This window comes from Falsihalocynthiibacter sp. CO-5D18 (assembly GCF_041205445.1).
Lineage (GTDB): Bacteria > Pseudomonadota > Alphaproteobacteria > Rhodobacterales > Rhodobacteraceae > Falsihalocynthiibacter > Falsihalocynthiibacter arcticus.
In genome coordinates, this window is record NZ_JBGFCF010000009.1 from 117,822 (window position 1) to 134,030 (window position 16,209).

Below are 16,209 nucleotides of genomic sequence, written 5' to 3' on the forward strand. Positions count from 1 at the left end.
TCCGTAACTTGGCTTAAAAAAGACTGAGGCAGTTATAATAATCGAGGAGCTCCAGCAGTGAGCATTCTGGCTTCCAAAGGTGTCCGTTCGGTCGCCCTACTTGCGTTTGTTACAGCGCTTGCATCCTGTACGCTTCCGCGTTCCGGCCCTAATACAAACGAAATCTATTCAGGATCGGTTCTAAAGCAAGGGGACGCATTCGTTGTTACCGTTAATGATCGTGTGACGCGGGCGACATCTGTTACGCCTGCCCTCGGGTTTTCGGCAGCGTTTAAAAACGCCGGCCTTTTAGGGTCCGATACCATTCGTTCTGGAGACGTTTTAGGCGTGTCAGTTTGGGAGAACACTGATGTCCCCATTTTAGGCGCGCCACAGGTCGCAACTATTTTGGAAGAAATCCAAGTTGACGGACAAGGATTTATTTTTGTTCCTTACGCGGGGCGTATAAAAGCTGATGGCAATACGCCCGAGCAATTGCGCAATATTATCACGCGCAAGCTTGATCAGCAAACTCCCGACCCTCAAGTTTCCGTGCGTCGTCTTGCCGGCGACGGGTCTACGGTTTCGATTGTTGGCGGGGTTGGTGCACAAGGGGTTTACCCCATTGAGCGCCCCACACGCACACTTTCCGCCATGCTCGCGCGCGCATCCGGAGTGACGATTGAACCAGAGATCGCCCAAATAACAGTAACGCGTAACGGTTTGAAAGACAAAATCTGGCTCCAAGACCTCTATGAAAACCCCGAAATGGATATTGCGCTCCGCGGAGGAGATAAGATCCTCGTTGAAAAGGACAATCGTGCGTTTACTGCCCTTGGTGCTATGGGAACGCAAAGCCGCGTCACCTTTGAATCCCAAACGGTTTCGGCAATCGAAGCCCTCGCACTTGTCGGCGGCCTCAATTCCAACCTTGCCGATCCAAAAGGCATTTTCATATTCCGCAACGAACCCCAAGAAATTTCGAATGTGGTGCTTGGGCGGAATGATCTCCAAGGCGATCAACGGTTTATCTATGTCATTGATTTAACGGCACCCAACGGAATGTTCCAAGCGCGTGATTTCGCAATCCGCGAAAACGATACCGTCTATGTCACCGAAGCGCCTTATGTACGCCTGCAGAAAACACTTGGTGCCATTATCGGCCCGGTTGCTGACCTCGCGGTCCTTAATGGCGCGTTCTAATAAGGGTCGACATGTACGATGAAGAAACCAGCAAAGTTGCCGCGCCCCCCCCGCGGCAACTTTTTGTTTTTAACGGCGGATTTCTTACCCAACCAAGATTGCGACGCATCCTTGCGCTGTCTGGCTATGACGTAAAAATCGGAAAACCCACAGCTGAAGACCTCGTAGGCGTCTGGGGACAAAGCCCGACGTCGGGGCGCGGCGAAATCGTTTCTGCACACACCGACGCCAAAATAGTAAGAGTTGAAGACGCGTTTTTGCGCTCTGTTCTTCCTGGACGTTTAGCAGGTGATCCACCCCTTGGCCTCTGCATCGACCGATCCGGCGTGCATTTTGATCCTTCCACCCCGTCCGACTTGGAAAAAATCCTTGCCCATTCGCCCTTAGACGACACATCCATTCTAAACCGTGCTCGCAACGCGATTGATCGCATAAACGCGCTGAAACTCTCGAAATATAATGGCTTCGCGCTTGATACCTCGCCCCCCGCTCCTGGATATGTCTTGGTCATTGACCAAACCCGCGATGACGCCGCTGTCACCGCCAGCGGGGCCGATTGGACTCGCTTCAAAGAAATGTTGGTTTTTGCACAAACGGAGCACCCGTCCGCAAAAGTCCTGATAAAAACCCATCCAGAAACGACTGGCGGGGCACGGCTGGGCTACTTTTCCGACAAAGACGAGAGCGCACGCGTGTCCCTTTATACAAACGATATCGCACCGCAAACCCTCTTTGAAGGGGCCATCGCTGTCTACACGGTTTCATCTCAAATGGGGTTTGAAGCCATTTTTGCAGGGCACAAACCACGCGTTTTTGGCCAACCCTTTTACGCTGGCTGGGGCCTAACAGACGACGAATATCCAGTGCCACGTCGCGAACGAAAGCTAAGTCGCCCACAGCTTTTTGCGGCGGCCATGATCCTCTACCCAAAATGGTATGATCCCTATAACGACCGCCTCTGCCAACTCGAAGACGTCATAGAAACCCTTGCGATTCAGGCCTGCGCATGGCGTGAGGACAAGGCGGGATATGTTGCTGTAGGCATGCGCCTTTGGAAACGTCCCGCACTTCAACGCGCCTTTGGGAGAGGCAAACCCCTTGAGTTTGTGAGCCCGGAGGCCAAGGCAATTCAACGCGCCTCCGCCCTCAACGCACCCCTGCTTGTTTGGGCAACCCGCGCGAACCCTGCACTTTTAACGGCTGCAAACACCCAACAGGTTCCCGTGGTCCGCGCGGAGGACGGGTTCCTTCGATCACGCGGTTTAGGCGCGGCTTTGGTGCCCGCAATGTCGCTTATTCTTGATGATTTGGGCGTCTACTATGATCCTCGATCTGAATCCAGATTGGAGCAGTATATCACCGCGTCATCGCACCTTTCGGGCGCAAGCCTTGAGCGGGCCCAAAACCTTTTAACAGGAATCCTTCAAGCGGGGTTGAGCAAATACAACCTCTCGGGCGCGCCCCTTCCCGACCTTCCAAAAGGGCACCGGATTCTCGTTGTCGGGCAGGTTGAGGACGACGCCTCAATTCAGTTCGGCTGTCAAAGCACCGCAACGAATCTCGACCTGCTTAAAGAAACCCGCGATCGAAATCCCACGGCCGTACTTCTCTACAAACCCCACCCCGACGTTGAAGCGGGGCTGCGTAAGGGCGCGCTTTTGCCAGAAAAGGCGCTGGAATTTTGCGATGTGATCCTCGCAAAAACGGACCCAACGTCGCTTTTCCCCCATATTCAAGAGGTCTGGACCATGACGTCCCTCCTTGGCTTTGAGGCCTTGTTGCGCAACGTCCCTGTAACCTGTCTTGGCACCCCATTCTATGCAGGCTGGGGTCTCACAAACGATTTGGGCGAGGTCCCTTCACGCCGTTCGGCGCGCCCAACACTTTTAGGCCTCACCCATGCGTGCCTCATCGACGCACCACGATATTTTGATCCCGTCACCGCCCTACCCTGCCCACCAGAAATCATCCTGCAACGCCTCAAAAGCGTGGGTTCTGCTGCTTCTAGACGAGGTGCAAGCCTGAGATTTGTGTCAAAGGTACAAGGAATATTTGCAAGCTTCGCCCCGTTGTGGCGTCGCTAGAGCACGCGCCAATGATGCAGAACATCATCGCCAATTGCGCGGGCTTCAATGAGTTTAAACCGTTGAGCTTTTGACAGCTTGTTAAGTTGCATCGGGGCAATCCCCGCGAGTCCGTCACCGCCGATCACCACACCCGCAGTATAGGTCATCAGATCATCAACGAGCCCCGCATTCAACATTGACGCCGCCAAATGCCCGCCGCCTTCGCAATACACCCGTGTCAAACCTTCGTTGGCCAAAGTCGACATCATCGCGCGCGCCGAGAGTTTTCGATCTACGCCCAACTCCACTTCAACAAGCTTCGCACCAATGCCGATCCAAGCGTCCTTCAGGAAGTTCGACGCACCGGATTGATGGCAAATCCAAAGCGGAATCTCTCCTGCTGTCGCGGCCAGCTTCCTGCCCAGCGGAATATCGAGCAGCGCCGATGCCACCACTCGAATGGGTTGGCGCACGACTCCCAAATCACGCACGTTGAGCATGGGATCGTCCGAACGCGCCGTGCCGCCCCCCACAAGCACCGCATCATGACAGGCACGCATCGCATGCACATGGTGCCGCGCAGCAGCCCCCGTAATCCACTTACTCTCGCCCGTTTGAGTCGCAATGCATCCATCAATACTTGTGGCTAATTTCAGGGTCACAAACGGCAGACCCTGCTCCTTGGCCTTGAAAAAACCGGAGTGAGTTTCGCGCGCCTGGGTTTCCAAAACACCCGTGGTAACCGAAATTCCAGCGGCCTCAAGAAGCGCCTTCGCGCGCCCCGCAACCCGCGGATCCACGTCTTCAATCGCATAGACCACACGCGCAATACCCGCCGTGATGAGAGCGTGTGTGCATGGCCCCGACTTTCCTGTATGCGTGCAGGGCTCTAAGGTCACATAAGCCGTTGCACCTCGCGCATGTACCCCCGCTTGCTCCAAAGCGACCACTTCGGCGTGCGGACGGCCCCCATTGGCCGTAACGCCTTCGGCAATTATTTGATCGGAATGAACAACAACACAGCCCACAGACGGGTTTGGCCATACCTGCCCCAAACCCTGCGCGCCCAGAATAAGGGCGCGACGCATAAACCGTTCGTCTTGAAGCCTAGATTGCACGGGCGCCCCTAAGCTCAGCCGTCATGGTCAGTCTTCCGAGGGGGCTGGAGGACGCAACTCGCTCACAAACTTATCGAAATCATCAGCGGCTTGGAAGTTTTTGTACACACTGGCAAACCTCACATAGGCAACCGTATCAATGCGCGCCAAGGCTTCCATAACGATCTCGCCAATCGTTCCCGACTGAATATCCGTTTCGCCCATGCTTTCAAGACGCCGCACTATCCCCGAGATCATTTGATCCATCCGTTCACGCTCAATCGGGCGCTTCTGTAGAGAAATTCGCACCGAGCGCTCAAGCTTGTCACGGTCAAATTCCTCGCGTCGACCGTTGGACTTAATAACAACCAGATCGCGCAACTGCACCCGTTCATAGGTGGTAAATCGACCACCACAGGCAGGGCAAAAGCGACGTCGCCTAATGGCTACGTGGTCCTCAGCGGGCCGAGAATCTTTGACTTGTGTATCAACGTTTCCGCAAAATGGGCAGCGCATCGCCACTCCCTTGGGTTTAATGAGAAGTTATACACAGGCACTATAGGACAGCCGCGAGCCCTTGGGTAGAGAAGAATTTCAGACACAAGATAGACACACAAACTGTTGCGATTTGGATTCACGCATCCACAAAAAAAGGCGCGCTCCAAACCTGGAACGCGCCTAAAAACCTTGAAGTTAGGCGCCTTAGCGGAGACGACGGTTAAAGTTGGCGGCGCACTGTAGGCGGCCATGCGCTGCAGACCAGTTTTCTCCGACCCGCGTGACAGTCATGGTTAAGCCATTTGATTGCGCCGCAGCAATTTGTTGAAGCTCTGCATCAGGAGAGACTGTGAAGGCGGCCGTTTTCGAATTTTTAGACAGATGCCCATCACCGATAGGGGCGGCAAGGTAAATACGTGCCCCGGTCGCAACACCAAGACTTTGAACCGCATATTCGCCTGCGGCACACCAGTAGTCAGAGCCACCGCGGCTCGCGCGTTGCTGAACTTCAAAACGGCCAGCAACCGCAGGGTCACCATAAACAACCATATTGTTGCTTGCCGTAAAGATATGTGCGCCCGCACGGGTTGGTGTTGAAGCGGACACACCAACTCCACTTGAGCTACCGGAAACACTTGTGTTACAGGCGCTAAGCGCAACAAGAGAAAAAACGGTGGCGGCTTTTAAAAAGGTCATGAGCCAAAATCCTACTACTGGTGATTTGAAATATCACAGTGATAATAAATAATTCGGCCGGAAAGGTCTACACTTTCTATTTCACATTTACGCGTCGAACACGCGCTCTACATTCATACAAATGCAGCCACTCTTCCCCCACGCCCCTACGACAGATGCGCAACTATGTTGCGTACCTGTGGAGCGGTCCGATGTTCGAAAAGGTAAATTCCTTGCCAAGTTCCAAGCCGCAATTGGCCGTTCATGACAGGAATAGACAAGTTCACCGGTAGCATTGCCGCCTTAATATGCGCTGGCATATCGTCTGGTCCCTCGTATGTATGTGTCAAATAGGCCATCCTTGGGTCCGTCGTCGGCGGCACAAGGCGGTGAAAAAAGTTCTGAAATCAGTCTGGACTTCGGGATCTGCGTTCTCCTGTATCAGGAGCGAACAAGACGTATGTTGGATAAAAAGCGTGAGCAATCCATCTCCGGACACCCAATCCGCAACGTCGCGGGTGAACTCGTAAAGACCTTGGCCTGTGGTGGCTTTTGAAAAGGTTGTCTGCATGGCGACTTATTGCATCCCATTGAAGAAGGCCAAAGCAATCGAAGTTACCGCCACCTTCCCTTGTGGACTAAGCGCGATTGCATACAAGGCGAAGTTCCAGAAAAATATCCGTTGTAAAGAAGTTCGGAACGGCTCTTTCGTTGTTTTATGTCGGAAGGCCTTTTGGCCGATTTTCGCGCCAAGCGCACCCCCAAGAATGGCTGTAAGCAAGAGAGTGCTTTCCGAAATCCGCCATCGTTGCCTGATCGCGCAGTATTTATCCCAACCGAACTGCAGGTACGAAAGGATACAAAGCCCACCAAAAAAACACAAAATCCAGAAGTTAATATTATGGGCTGAGATAATTTGATCTAGGAAAGTGGGGTCTGAAAGAGACTGCTGACTTTCTGGAACGGAAATAAACTTCATCGTGATTGGCATGTAGTTAGGGATGATAGAAAAAAGGCGCCCCGAAGGGCGCCCAATTTATTGATCCAAAAAGCTGCGTAATTTGCGGCTGCGGCTTGGATGTTTGAGCTTGCGAAGAGCCTTCGCTTCGATTTGACGAATGCGCTCCCGTGTTACCGAGAACTGCTGCCCGACTTCTTCGAGTGTGTGGTCGGTGTTCATACCGATGCCAAAACGCATTCGCAAAACGCGCTCTTCCCGCGGGGTAAGTGACGCCAAAACACGTGTGGTGGTTTCTTTGAGGTTCTCTTGGATCGCAGAATCCAACGGAAGGACTGCGTTTTTATCCTCAATGAAATCGCCGAGTTGACTGTCTTCTTCGTCCCCAATGGGCGTTTCCAGCGAAATCGGCTCTTTCGCGATCTTCATCACTTTGCGCACTTTCTCAAGCGGCATTTGAAGCTTCGCGGCCAATTCCTCAGGCGTTGGTTCTCGGCCAATTTCGTGCAACATCTGGCGACCCGTGCGAACCAGCTTGTTGATGGTCTCAATCATGTGAACTGGGATACGGATCGTGCGGGCTTGGTCGGCAATCGAGCGTGTGATCGCCTGACGAATCCACCACGTGGCATAGGTCGAGAATTTATACCCCCGACGATACTCAAATTTGTCCACGGCCTTCATCAGGCCGATATTGCCTTCCTGAATGAGGTCAAGGAACTGAAGGCCGCGATTAGTGTATTTTTTGGCGATAGAAATAACGAGCCGAAGGTTGGCCTCGACCATTTCCTTCTTGGCCTGACGCGCTTCTTTTTCGCCCTTTTGAACTTGCTGAACAATGCGGCGGAATTCGGAAATATCAAGGCCCACATATTGGCCAACTTGTGCCATCTCGGAACGAAGTTCAGCGACTTTATCACTGGAGCGTTCGACAAAGCTCTGCCAACCGCGACCGGCTTTTTCGGCCATTTCGTCCAACCAAGATGGATCAAGTTCGCGCCCACGATAGGCGTCAACGAATTCACGGCGGTTAATGCGAGCTTGGTCCGCGAGCTTAACAAGCGAACTGTCGATCGACATAATGCGACGGTTGATTCCATAAAGCTGATCGATCAATGCGTCGATACGGTTGTTATGAAGGTGAAGTTCGTTCACCAACACTACAATTTCGGACCGTAGCTTTTGATAGGCGCCTTCAGATTTAGATGAGAAACTCTCGTCTTCATTCAACGTCGCCGAAATCCGAATATCCTGCATTGCGGAAAGTTTTTCATAGTCGCGCGCGATCAAGTCCAGTGTTTCTAGAACGCGGGGCTTAAGCGCGGCTTCCATCGCAGCAAGCGACATGTTGACTTGTTCGTCCTCATCGTCGTCATCATCCGAAGCAATAGGGTTTCCGTCTGCGTCCAGCTCTTCGGCCTCGTCCTTTTTCTCAGGTCCCGCAGCAGGCGCAGCCCCCGATCCTGGAACAACGGGCACAACTTCGCCGCCGTCCTCTTCCAGCGTATTGCCGAACGTCGTCTCAAGGTCGATGACGTCACGCAGCAGAATGTCTTCGCTCAAAAGCTCGTCGCGCCAGATCGTAATAGCTTGGAAGGTCAACGGACTCTCACAGAGCCCCGCAATCATCGTGTTGCGACCCGCTTCAATACGCTTAGCAATCGCGATCTCGCCTTCGCGGGACAGAAGCTCAACAGAGCCCATTTCGCGCAGGTACATCCGAACGGGATCATCGGTGCGATCCAAGACTTCGGTTGTTGTCGTGGAAAGAGTAACTTCCCGATTGCCCGTCGCCTCGACAACGGCCGTCGCGCCTTTTTCTTCTTCTTCCGACTCTTCGTCTTCGATAATGTTGATGCCCATTTCTGAGAGCATCGACATCACGTCTTCGATTTGGTCAGTAGAAACTTGATCTGGCGGCATGACTTGATTGAGTTGATCGTATGTAATGTAGCCGCGCTCCCGCGCGTCAGCGATCATCTTCTTCACAGCAGCTTGGCTGGTATCCAGGCCCGAATCTGCATCTTGATCGTCTCTTTTACGGTCGTCTAAATCTTTGGCGGCCATTCATAGCTCCTACAAAATCGGCGGGTAGCGAATCGGTTCTTCGCCCCGAATCAACAACGCGAATCATTGATTCGCAACCCGTTTAACCTGTTTTCTTTACTTGTTCCTCACCAAACGCGTTTTAGGTCGTGTCTTTTTGACCAAAATGCCCAGTTGCGGCTAAAATATCGTCTAAAGCGGACCGTTCACTGCGTACCATTTGGGCACCGTTCTCTCCGACATCATATTCAGCGGAATCCTCCCCCTCGCACCTTTCAGCGCGGTTTCTGTTTTCTGCCGCTTGCCCTAAACGCCAAGTGACCCCCTCATCCACAAGGCCATCCATATCCCGCATTGCGTCAGAGACTTCCCTCTTGGCGCCGCGCCGCGCTGTCAATTTGGCCAATTCCTCTGCAACGCAGAGACTCGCAAGGTCAGTTTTTTCCGGCGTACGAATACCCGGTGCAAGCTGCACATGGCGTGGACGCAACAGGTTTTCAAGTGCTTCTGGCCCCACCGATTGAAAAACAGCCTCCTCTGCGTCGCTCTGAGGCGAAATTCGTAGTAAAACATCTCGAATAAGGTTCATTTCCGGGGTCGCAAACTCATAGCGCTCCAACTGACTTTCAAAACGCTCAATCAACGTAGGATTACGCATCAGGGTCGCAAGAATTACACATTCGCGCAAAACATCCGCAACGCTATCTGTCCCCATCGCGAGCAGCGACGTCTTGGTCACCGGTTGAAACATGGGGCCCTGTGGCTTCCATTTCCCAAAGCCGCCTTTTTTGCGTTCAAACGTTTGTTTTTGAAAATTACCTCCGCGATTTTCCTGCGGCGTTGTTCCAAAAAGCTCCCAGCGCATCCGCTTGAGATCTTCGCCATAATGGCCACGCACAGAGGGATCACGGATTTTTTTGATCGCCTCCCTCAGGCTTTTATCCAAACTTGCCTTGCGCTCGGGACTGTCAAACTTTTTACCCTCAGTTTCGCGCCGCCACAGGAGCTGTACCATCGGAATGGCACCGTCCAAAAGCCCTTGCATCGCTCCGTTCCCTTTGGATTTCAGAACGTCATCTGGATCTAACCCGTCGGGCATAATCGCAAATCGCAGGCTTTGCCCAGCTTCCAACAATGGGAGCGCCAAATCGATAACACGCATGGCTGCGTTCAGCCCCGCCTTATCTCCATCCAGCGCGATAATTGGCTCGGGGGCAATTCGCCACATCAAGCGCAACTGGTCCTCAGTAACGGCCGTACCCAGTGGCGCAACACAGGCGTCAAAATCAGCCTCAGCCAAGGCGATTACGTCCATATACCCTTCAGCCACGATCAATGGTTTGCCTTTTCCGGCAGCTTCCCGCGCAGGGCCATGGTTGAAGAGACAGCGTCCCTTATCAAACAGTAATGTTTCTGGCGAATTCAGATACTTGGCGCGCGCATTTGGATCGAGAGACCGTCCGCCCAGCGCAATTGCGCGGCCACGTGCGTCCCGTATTGGAAAAATAATCCGCCCACGAAAACGATCATAGGGCGCGCCGCCATCGTCTGGAACAGCGCAAAGCCCTGCGTCGACAATCAAGTTCTGCGCGACACCTTTGCCGGTAAGATAGCTAAACAAAGCCTGCCGTGAATCGGGTGAAAAACCAATTTCCCACCGATCAAGTGCGGCTTCACGCAACCCACGTTTCTCAAGGTATGACCGTGCGTTTTGGCCCGCGTTTGTTTTGAGCTGGAGGCGAAAAAACTGAACGGCCTGCTCCATCACTTCGATCAGTTCGGCACGATAATCCTGTTTTTCCTGCGCTTTGGGGTCACGCGCGGGCATGGGCATACCGCTTTCACGCGCCAGTATTTCCACTGCCTCCATGAAATCAACATTCTCGGTTTCGCGTATGAAACTTATGGCGTCGCCTTTGGCCTGACACCCGAAACAATAATAGAACCCTTTTCGGTCATCGACATGAAAGGACGCTGATTTTTCTTGGTGAAAGGGGCACGGTGCCCACATGTCGCCTTTGCCTTGGTTGGATTTACGACTGTCCCACATCACTTTTCTGCCCACCACTTGTGAAAGCGATGTGCGTGTGCGCAACTCGTCAAGGAATCCAGTGGGTAAACTCATAGCAGCCAGTATCCCTATCCTGATTGGGAGAGTCTAGCGCCTGATGCGTTTTTCGGTGCTTAAAACGCACCTATTTTAGGGGATCTCCCCCCAAGACCATTCTGGGTTTGGAGGGAAGAAATGGTTAAAGGCCTTTCGCCTGATAACTTGCAGCAACCTTTCCAATGGATACTAAATAGGCAGCCGTTCTCAGATCAGTCACGTCTTCTCTACCGTGCCAGACTTCGCGCATCGATTGATAGGCAGTGCGCATTGTGTCGTCTAGGCCCGATCTCACAAGCTCTAATTCGTCGGCGCCCTTAAGGTATTTCGTCTTGAAATCAGGGGACAGAGTCCACCCGAGTTCTTTGTCTGCGGAAAGCCGCTCGAGTTCATCCACAACCAATTGGTGCCGCCCCTCTTCCTGACGGCGCTGCATGCGGCCAAATCGAATATGGCTCAAGTTCTTCACCCATTCAAAATAGGAAACCGTTACGCCGCCGGCATTGGCATACATATCCGGAATGATTACGCAGCCCATTTCGCGAAGAATTTTGTCGGCACCCGCAGTCACGGGCCCGTTGGCCGCTTCGATAATAAGTGGAGCTTTGATGTTTTTGGCGTTTTTAAGGTTGATAACGCCCTCAAGCGCCGCAGGAATTAGAATATCGCAGTCATGCTCGAGCAGCTTTGCGCCCTGCGCAATATACTTCGCTTCTGGATATCCAGTAACACCCCCATGCGTAACGATCCAATGCCGTACGGCCTCAACATCTAAGCCATCTTCATCCAATAGCGCGCCATCGTGCTCGACTATGCCAATGATTTTGGAACCGTCTTCTTCGGAAAGAAATTTGGCTGCATGGTATCCAACATTTCCAAGTCCCTGCACAATTACGCGCTTGCCATCCAATTTACCCGACAAGCCCGCCGCTGCTTTATCTTCTTCGTGGCGGAAAAACTCCTTCAAAGCGTATTGAACCCCTCGACCGGTTGCCTCAACGCGCCCCGCAATACCACCTGCATTCAAAGGCTTGCCCGTAACACAAGCCCGCGCATTGATATCGGTTGTATTCATGCGTGCATATTGGTCGGCAATCCAAGCCATTTCCCGCTCGCCCGTCCCCATATCCGGAGCGGGGACGTTTTGGCTTGGGTGAATAAGGTCGCGTTTAATCAATTCGTACGCAAATCTACGTGTTATAAGCTCAAGTTCATGGGTGTCATATTCACGTGGGTCAATGCACAGACCGCCTTTTGAGCCACCAAAAGGCGCTTCGACCAACGCGCATTTATATGTCATCAAGGCTGCAAGGGCTTCGACTTCATCCTGCGAGACGCCCATGGAGTAGCGAATACCCCCCTTAACGGGCTCCATATGCTCCGAGTGAACCGACCTATAGCCTGTGAATGTTTGAATTTGCCCCCGCAAGCGCACGCCAAATCTCACAGTGTAGGTCGCGTTACAGACGCGAATTTTTTCCTCCAAGCCCGGCGACAAATCCATCAAAGCAACCGCCCTGTTGAACATAAGGTCAACGGATTCCCGAAAACTCGTTTCTTGCATTTCAGTCATAGATAGCCCTCCCAAAACGCGACAATGCGAATCACCGTGCGTATATAGTTACCGCCAGACTAGGTATTAATGATAAACATGCCACTTCTGTTAACGGTAACACCGAAAGAAATTTAAACCGAACAGGACGAAGGCCGTACACAACTGTGGCATCGCGCAGTTCGCGCCCAAATTCAACAATTTTAACCCTCTCATTAGATTGTCGCCGAACCGTCGACAGTAACGGCTAATTTTTCGTTAAATATCTCCATTTTCTCATAAAAATTACCTTTCCGTCCTATCTGCGCCCTAATTCCGCCACAAGTCTCAATCATAAAACCCGTTGGCGCACTTTGCGTGTCGTGTAAGGGAGTCTGTGTTTTTGGACTCCGGAAAAGGCAAATGATATGTTTGAAAATTGGAAAAATTCTGTGGCTAACGTCAGCCCAACGTTTACCCCAACCCGCTTTGGGAAATCGTTTGGCGCGCGCTTGCGGGGATTGAAATCCTTTGGCCGGAATGAAGACGGGTCGCTGATCGTATTTTCACTTTTCATTTTCCTCGTCATGCTGATGGTCGGTGGTATCGCCGTTGATGTCATCTATCTTGAGACGCAACGTACACGCATGCAATACACCCTCGATCGCGCAATCCTCGCCGCTGCGAGCCTAGACCAGTCACTCGATCCAGAATTCGTTGTCCGCGATTATTTTGAGAAATCCGGTTTAACCGGTTTCGACATTCAGATTGAACATAAGACCATCGAGTCCGCAGGGTTGAGGAACTATCGTTGGGTAAAAGCATCGACTTCCCTCGAAATTGATACCTCCTTTATGCGCCTCGCAGGTGTAGATCATTTGTCGTCGCCTGCCTTCGGTTCTGCCGAAGAAGGCATTACCGATGTTGAAATTTCGCTTGTCGTCGACGTGTCCGGGTCCATGCGGTACACTTCAGAGTCTGGCAATTCAAAACTCTACGAGCTTCAAAAAGCCGCCAAAGAATTCGGATACGCAATGCTCTGCAATCCAAGCGATCCAAACCGCGAGCAGGAATGTACCGTCGAAGACGGGCGCGTTTCCCTATCGATCGTTCCTTACGCAGCACAAGTCGACGTGGGCGCCGATCTATCCGAACAATATGGCGTATTCTCGGACCATACGTTTTCGCGTTGCGTTGATTTCAGCTCCGATGATTTCAAGTCGACGAGCATCAGCATGTCAGGTGATTTGTTACAATCTGCGCATTTTGACTACTGGAATAACTCCTCCAGATCGCCGAGCTATTTTTACTGTGATACAACGGGATCGGGGCGAGATATTCAACCGATGCTGAGCGACTATTCCGACGTAGATACGTTTATCAATAGCCTTTACGCAGACAAGTCCACCTCCATCGACCAAGGGATGAAATGGGGTGTCGGGCTTCTCGATCCTGTGGCGCAACCTGCGATTCAAGCGATAACCGAAAAAGACAACCCAAATATCGATCCTGTCTACTCAGAGCGCCCCTTACCGTTTGGTGATGGAATTAACGTACGGGATTCCTCAAAAGTGATCGTTCTGATGACGGATGGTAAACACGAGGGTCGTCCGCTTATGAATTTACTCAAACGTCGTGGCGCCACGCCTGTTTATCAGGAATTGGTTTCAGGCGAAGACAACCTCTTTATCTATTACGAAGAGCGCGACGAGTTTAAGGAATTAAGCACAGGCGACTGGGTCAGCTCCCCCGGCACCTATGAAGTCACCGGCGAAGAGGAAGAGTGCACTTGGTATCAGAACCGTAGAGGCCGGTGGTATCAGCGATGCGTGATGGTTCCCACCTATTCATACGTCGAAGTCGACATGGACGACGAGAACTCCATAAAACAGGTCACGTGGCCCGAACTGTTCGCCATGAAAACTGAGTCGTGGATTAAGCAATACAGCCCCCTGTATGACTCCCAGACCTCAAGGTTGAATACAGGGATCACTCCTACAATGCAGGACGCGAACCTTTTTGAATCCTGCGACGCCGCAAAAAAGAAAAAGATCCTAATATTCACAATCGGTTTCGAAGTTGAAAATGCCTATCTTGATGTCATGCGCGACTGTGCAAGCACCGAGAACCACTTCTTTGATGTGGACGGGACAAATATTTCTGCGGCATTCGCAGCGATCGCCAGCCAAATCAATCGTCTAAGGCTCACTCAATGATATCGCCCCTCTCCCTCCCCAAGCGGCTTTTGCGTAAATTTGCGCAGAGCGAAGCGGGATCGGCGACCATCGAGTTCGTGATCCTCTTCCCGTTTCTCATAAGCTTTTTGCTTGGATCGGTAGAGATCGGGGTTCTAAAAGTTCGTCACGTCATGCTTGAACGCGCGGTGGATCTTTCGGTCCGCGATTTGCGCCTTGGAACTTGGAACCCGCCAACACACGACGAACTCAAAGAAAAAATCTGCAAACTCGCAGGCATTATTCCAGATTGCATCGACGTGATCTTGATTGAGTTGCGCCCCGTTTCCACAGAGACTTGGGCCCCGCTAGGAACGGCAACCAAATGCCTCGACCGTGGTTCCGAAATCAAGCCGGTCACAGCCTTTAACGGCGGCACTCAAAACGAAATGATGCTGGTTCGTGCATGTGTCATTGTGGACCCGTTTTTCAAATCCTCAGAATTCGCGCTAGATCTTCCAAAACACGACTCAGATGGGGGATATGCTTTGATTTCCGTTTCAGCCTTTGTAAACGAGCCAAATTGATATGAAACACATCTTCAAATCCAAAGAGACGCGCCAAACGCACATTCCATTGCTGCGCCGTTTCATGGTGGGCAATGAAGGCAGCATGACGGTCGAGGCAATCATCATGTTCCCGCTTCTGTGCTGGGCCTATGTGGCGACCTTCGCGTTTTTTGATGCCTTCCAAGCGCGGAGCACAAACCTCAAAGCGACTTTTACCGTCGCCGACATGCTCAGCCGACAAAAGGAAGTTGTGGATGCGCCCTATGTGAATGGCTTGTTGGACATGTTTGAATTCCTGTCCAACTCAGCAGATGACAACACTTGGATGCGCGTCACTTCTGTCGTTTGTACCGAAGAATGTGACAATGACGCGCGCGTTTTGGTCAAGGACTGGTCCTTTGCAACCGGAAACAACTACACCCTCACGGATGTAGATGTCGCAACTTATGGGGACCGCGTTCCCGTTATGCCCGTGCATGATCGTGTGTTGATGATTGAAACCTTTATGAATTATCAACCCGTATTTAACGTTGGCATTCCCCTCTTGGAAATGTCCGAACTTGCCGTCACACGTTCGCGCTTTGCGTCAAAGCTGTGCTGGGAAACGTGCCTTGAATAGCCTTTAAGGCTCTATATTCTCGTCTAGGCCGTGCGTCCGTTGATGCACCATCATCGCGAGAATTTCGGCCATGCTTTTCGTTTGCGACGCTTGAATAACCCCGCCAACCCCTACACGCCGTCCCAAACGCCACCAAATGCCGGGGGACCAAGCGCGCGCCTGCTTCTTGTGCATAAGAACGGTAAAGCCATTGGACGGTTTAAAAGCAAACACGCCACGGTCGATTGACTTCACATTATCCACATCAACGATTTTAATACCGTCCGACGTAACCAGTCCTTCGGCCGTCAAGAATATCGATTGAAGCGTCGCTTTGCGCATCCGTTCCCCAAGATACATAATGAGCAGACCGAACAGGATCAAAAACACCTGCCAAAGGAGCTCTGCTGGGGGCTTCACGAATGAAATATAGAGCAGCAACCCACCCAACATATAAAGAACTGCGAGCCCCATCAAACGTCGTGGCGCCGAGGGCTTTGCTTCTGCAAAAGGAACGTCGGGCGCGTTCTGTGGCTCGTTTTCCGCCGCTACGACTTCTGGTTCATGCGTCTCTTGTGTCATTGTGACCTCCCTAAATGCAGGCGTCGGTGTACCTTGCTTGTCGGCGAAATGATAGCGCGGATACTGGGTAGGGTTTTGAAGCGCGCATTAATGCACAGACGCTGTGCTGAATGTGCTATTTTGCAA

General features: G+C 52.1%; 13 protein-coding genes and 1 pseudogene. 5 read left to right on the plus strand and 9 right to left on the minus strand.

Features of this window, described 5'->3' with window-relative positions; all coding sequences use genetic code 11:
- The first annotated feature begins 57 nt into the window (after positions 1–57).
- Together AB9F27_RS13300 and AB9F27_RS13305 are read left to right on the plus strand one after the other, a co-directional pair.
- Positions 58–1,182, plus strand: coding sequence for a polysaccharide biosynthesis/export family protein (locus AB9F27_RS13300; RefSeq protein ID WP_335584734.1), 1,125 nt, complete (start codon positions 58–60; stop codon positions 1,180–1,182).
- Positions 1,183–1,193: 11 nt separating this feature from the next.
- Positions 1,194–3,266, plus strand: coding sequence for a capsular polysaccharide biosynthesis protein (locus AB9F27_RS13305; RefSeq protein WP_335584733.1), 2,073 nt, complete (start codon positions 1,194–1,196; stop codon positions 3,264–3,266).
- Here AB9F27_RS13305 and ribD read toward each other — a convergent pair.
- The 8 genes and pseudogenes from ribD to AB9F27_RS13345 form a co-directional block, all read right to left on the minus strand.
- The gene (gene ribD / locus AB9F27_RS13310) at positions 3,263–4,366 is read right to left on the minus strand and encodes a bifunctional diaminohydroxyphosphoribosylaminopyrimidine deaminase/5-amino-6-(5-phosphoribosylamino)uracil reductase RibD (protein ID WP_335584732.1); all 1,104 of its coding nucleotides are present in this window, start codon (positions 4,364–4,366) and stop codon (positions 3,263–3,265) included. The two genes, AB9F27_RS13305 and ribD, sit on opposite strands and share 4 nt — an antisense overlap.
- Before the next feature lie 27 nt (positions 4,367–4,393).
- Positions 4,394–4,861, minus strand: coding sequence for a transcriptional regulator NrdR (gene nrdR, locus AB9F27_RS13315; protein ID WP_039001072.1), 468 nt, complete (start codon positions 4,859–4,861; stop codon positions 4,394–4,396).
- A gap of 186 nt (positions 4,862–5,047) precedes the next feature.
- Positions 5,048–5,539 carry a hypothetical protein gene (locus AB9F27_RS13320; RefSeq protein WP_335584731.1) on the minus strand — a complete coding sequence of 164 codons (492 nt, stop codon included), beginning with the start codon at positions 5,537–5,539 and terminating at the stop codon, positions 5,048–5,050.
- 146 nt (positions 5,540–5,685) lie between these two features.
- Positions 5,686–6,017, minus strand: a pseudogene (locus AB9F27_RS13325) (secondary thiamine-phosphate synthase enzyme YjbQ).
- Between the two features lie 78 nt (positions 6,018–6,095).
- Positions 6,096–6,497 carry a DUF1294 domain-containing protein gene (locus tag AB9F27_RS13330; RefSeq protein WP_335584730.1) on the minus strand — a complete coding sequence of 134 codons (402 nt, stop codon included), beginning with the start codon at positions 6,495–6,497 and terminating at the stop codon, positions 6,096–6,098.
- Between the two features lie 57 nt (positions 6,498–6,554).
- Entirely contained in the window at positions 6,555–8,543 is a 1,989-nt protein-coding gene (gene rpoD, locus AB9F27_RS13335) for an RNA polymerase sigma factor RpoD (protein ID WP_335584729.1), read from the minus strand.
- 121 nt (positions 8,544–8,664) lie between these two features.
- Entirely contained in the window at positions 8,665–10,647 is a 1,983-nt protein-coding gene (dnaG, locus tag AB9F27_RS13340) for a DNA primase (protein WP_369757835.1), read from the minus strand.
- Between the two features lie 124 nt (positions 10,648–10,771).
- Positions 10,772–12,202, minus strand: a complete 1,431-nt coding sequence (locus AB9F27_RS13345; protein WP_335584727.1) for a Glu/Leu/Phe/Val dehydrogenase — start codon at positions 12,200–12,202, stop codon at positions 10,772–10,774.
- Positions 12,203–12,588: 386 nt separating this feature from the next.
- On the opposite strand from AB9F27_RS13345, the gene AB9F27_RS13350 reads away from it, so the two are divergent.
- Genes AB9F27_RS13350 through AB9F27_RS13360 form a run of 3 tightly spaced genes read left to right on the plus strand, consistent with a single transcriptional unit; the run spans position 12,589 to position 15,522 of the window.
- Positions 12,589–14,376, plus strand: a complete 1,788-nt coding sequence (locus AB9F27_RS13350; RefSeq protein WP_369755916.1) for a TadE/TadG family type IV pilus assembly protein — start codon at positions 12,589–12,591, stop codon at positions 14,374–14,376.
- Positions 14,373–14,921 carry a TadE/TadG family type IV pilus assembly protein gene (locus tag AB9F27_RS13355; protein WP_039001079.1) on the plus strand — a complete coding sequence of 183 codons (549 nt, stop codon included), beginning with the start codon at positions 14,373–14,375 and terminating at the stop codon, positions 14,919–14,921. The genes AB9F27_RS13350 and AB9F27_RS13355 overlap by 4 nt, the downstream gene beginning before the upstream one ends.
- A gap of 1 nt (position 14,922) precedes the next feature.
- A complete protein-coding gene (locus tag AB9F27_RS13360) occupies positions 14,923–15,522 on the plus strand; it encodes a hypothetical protein (RefSeq protein ID WP_335584725.1) in 600 nt (199 codons plus the stop codon).
- Between the two features lie 3 nt (positions 15,523–15,525).
- Here the strand turns inward: AB9F27_RS13360 and AB9F27_RS13365 are convergent, their stop codons facing one another.
- The gene (locus AB9F27_RS13365; RefSeq protein WP_335584724.1) at positions 15,526–16,083 is read right to left on the minus strand and encodes a hypothetical protein; all 558 of its coding nucleotides are present in this window, start codon (positions 16,081–16,083) and stop codon (positions 15,526–15,528) included.
- Positions 16,084–16,209 lie beyond the last annotated feature (126 nt).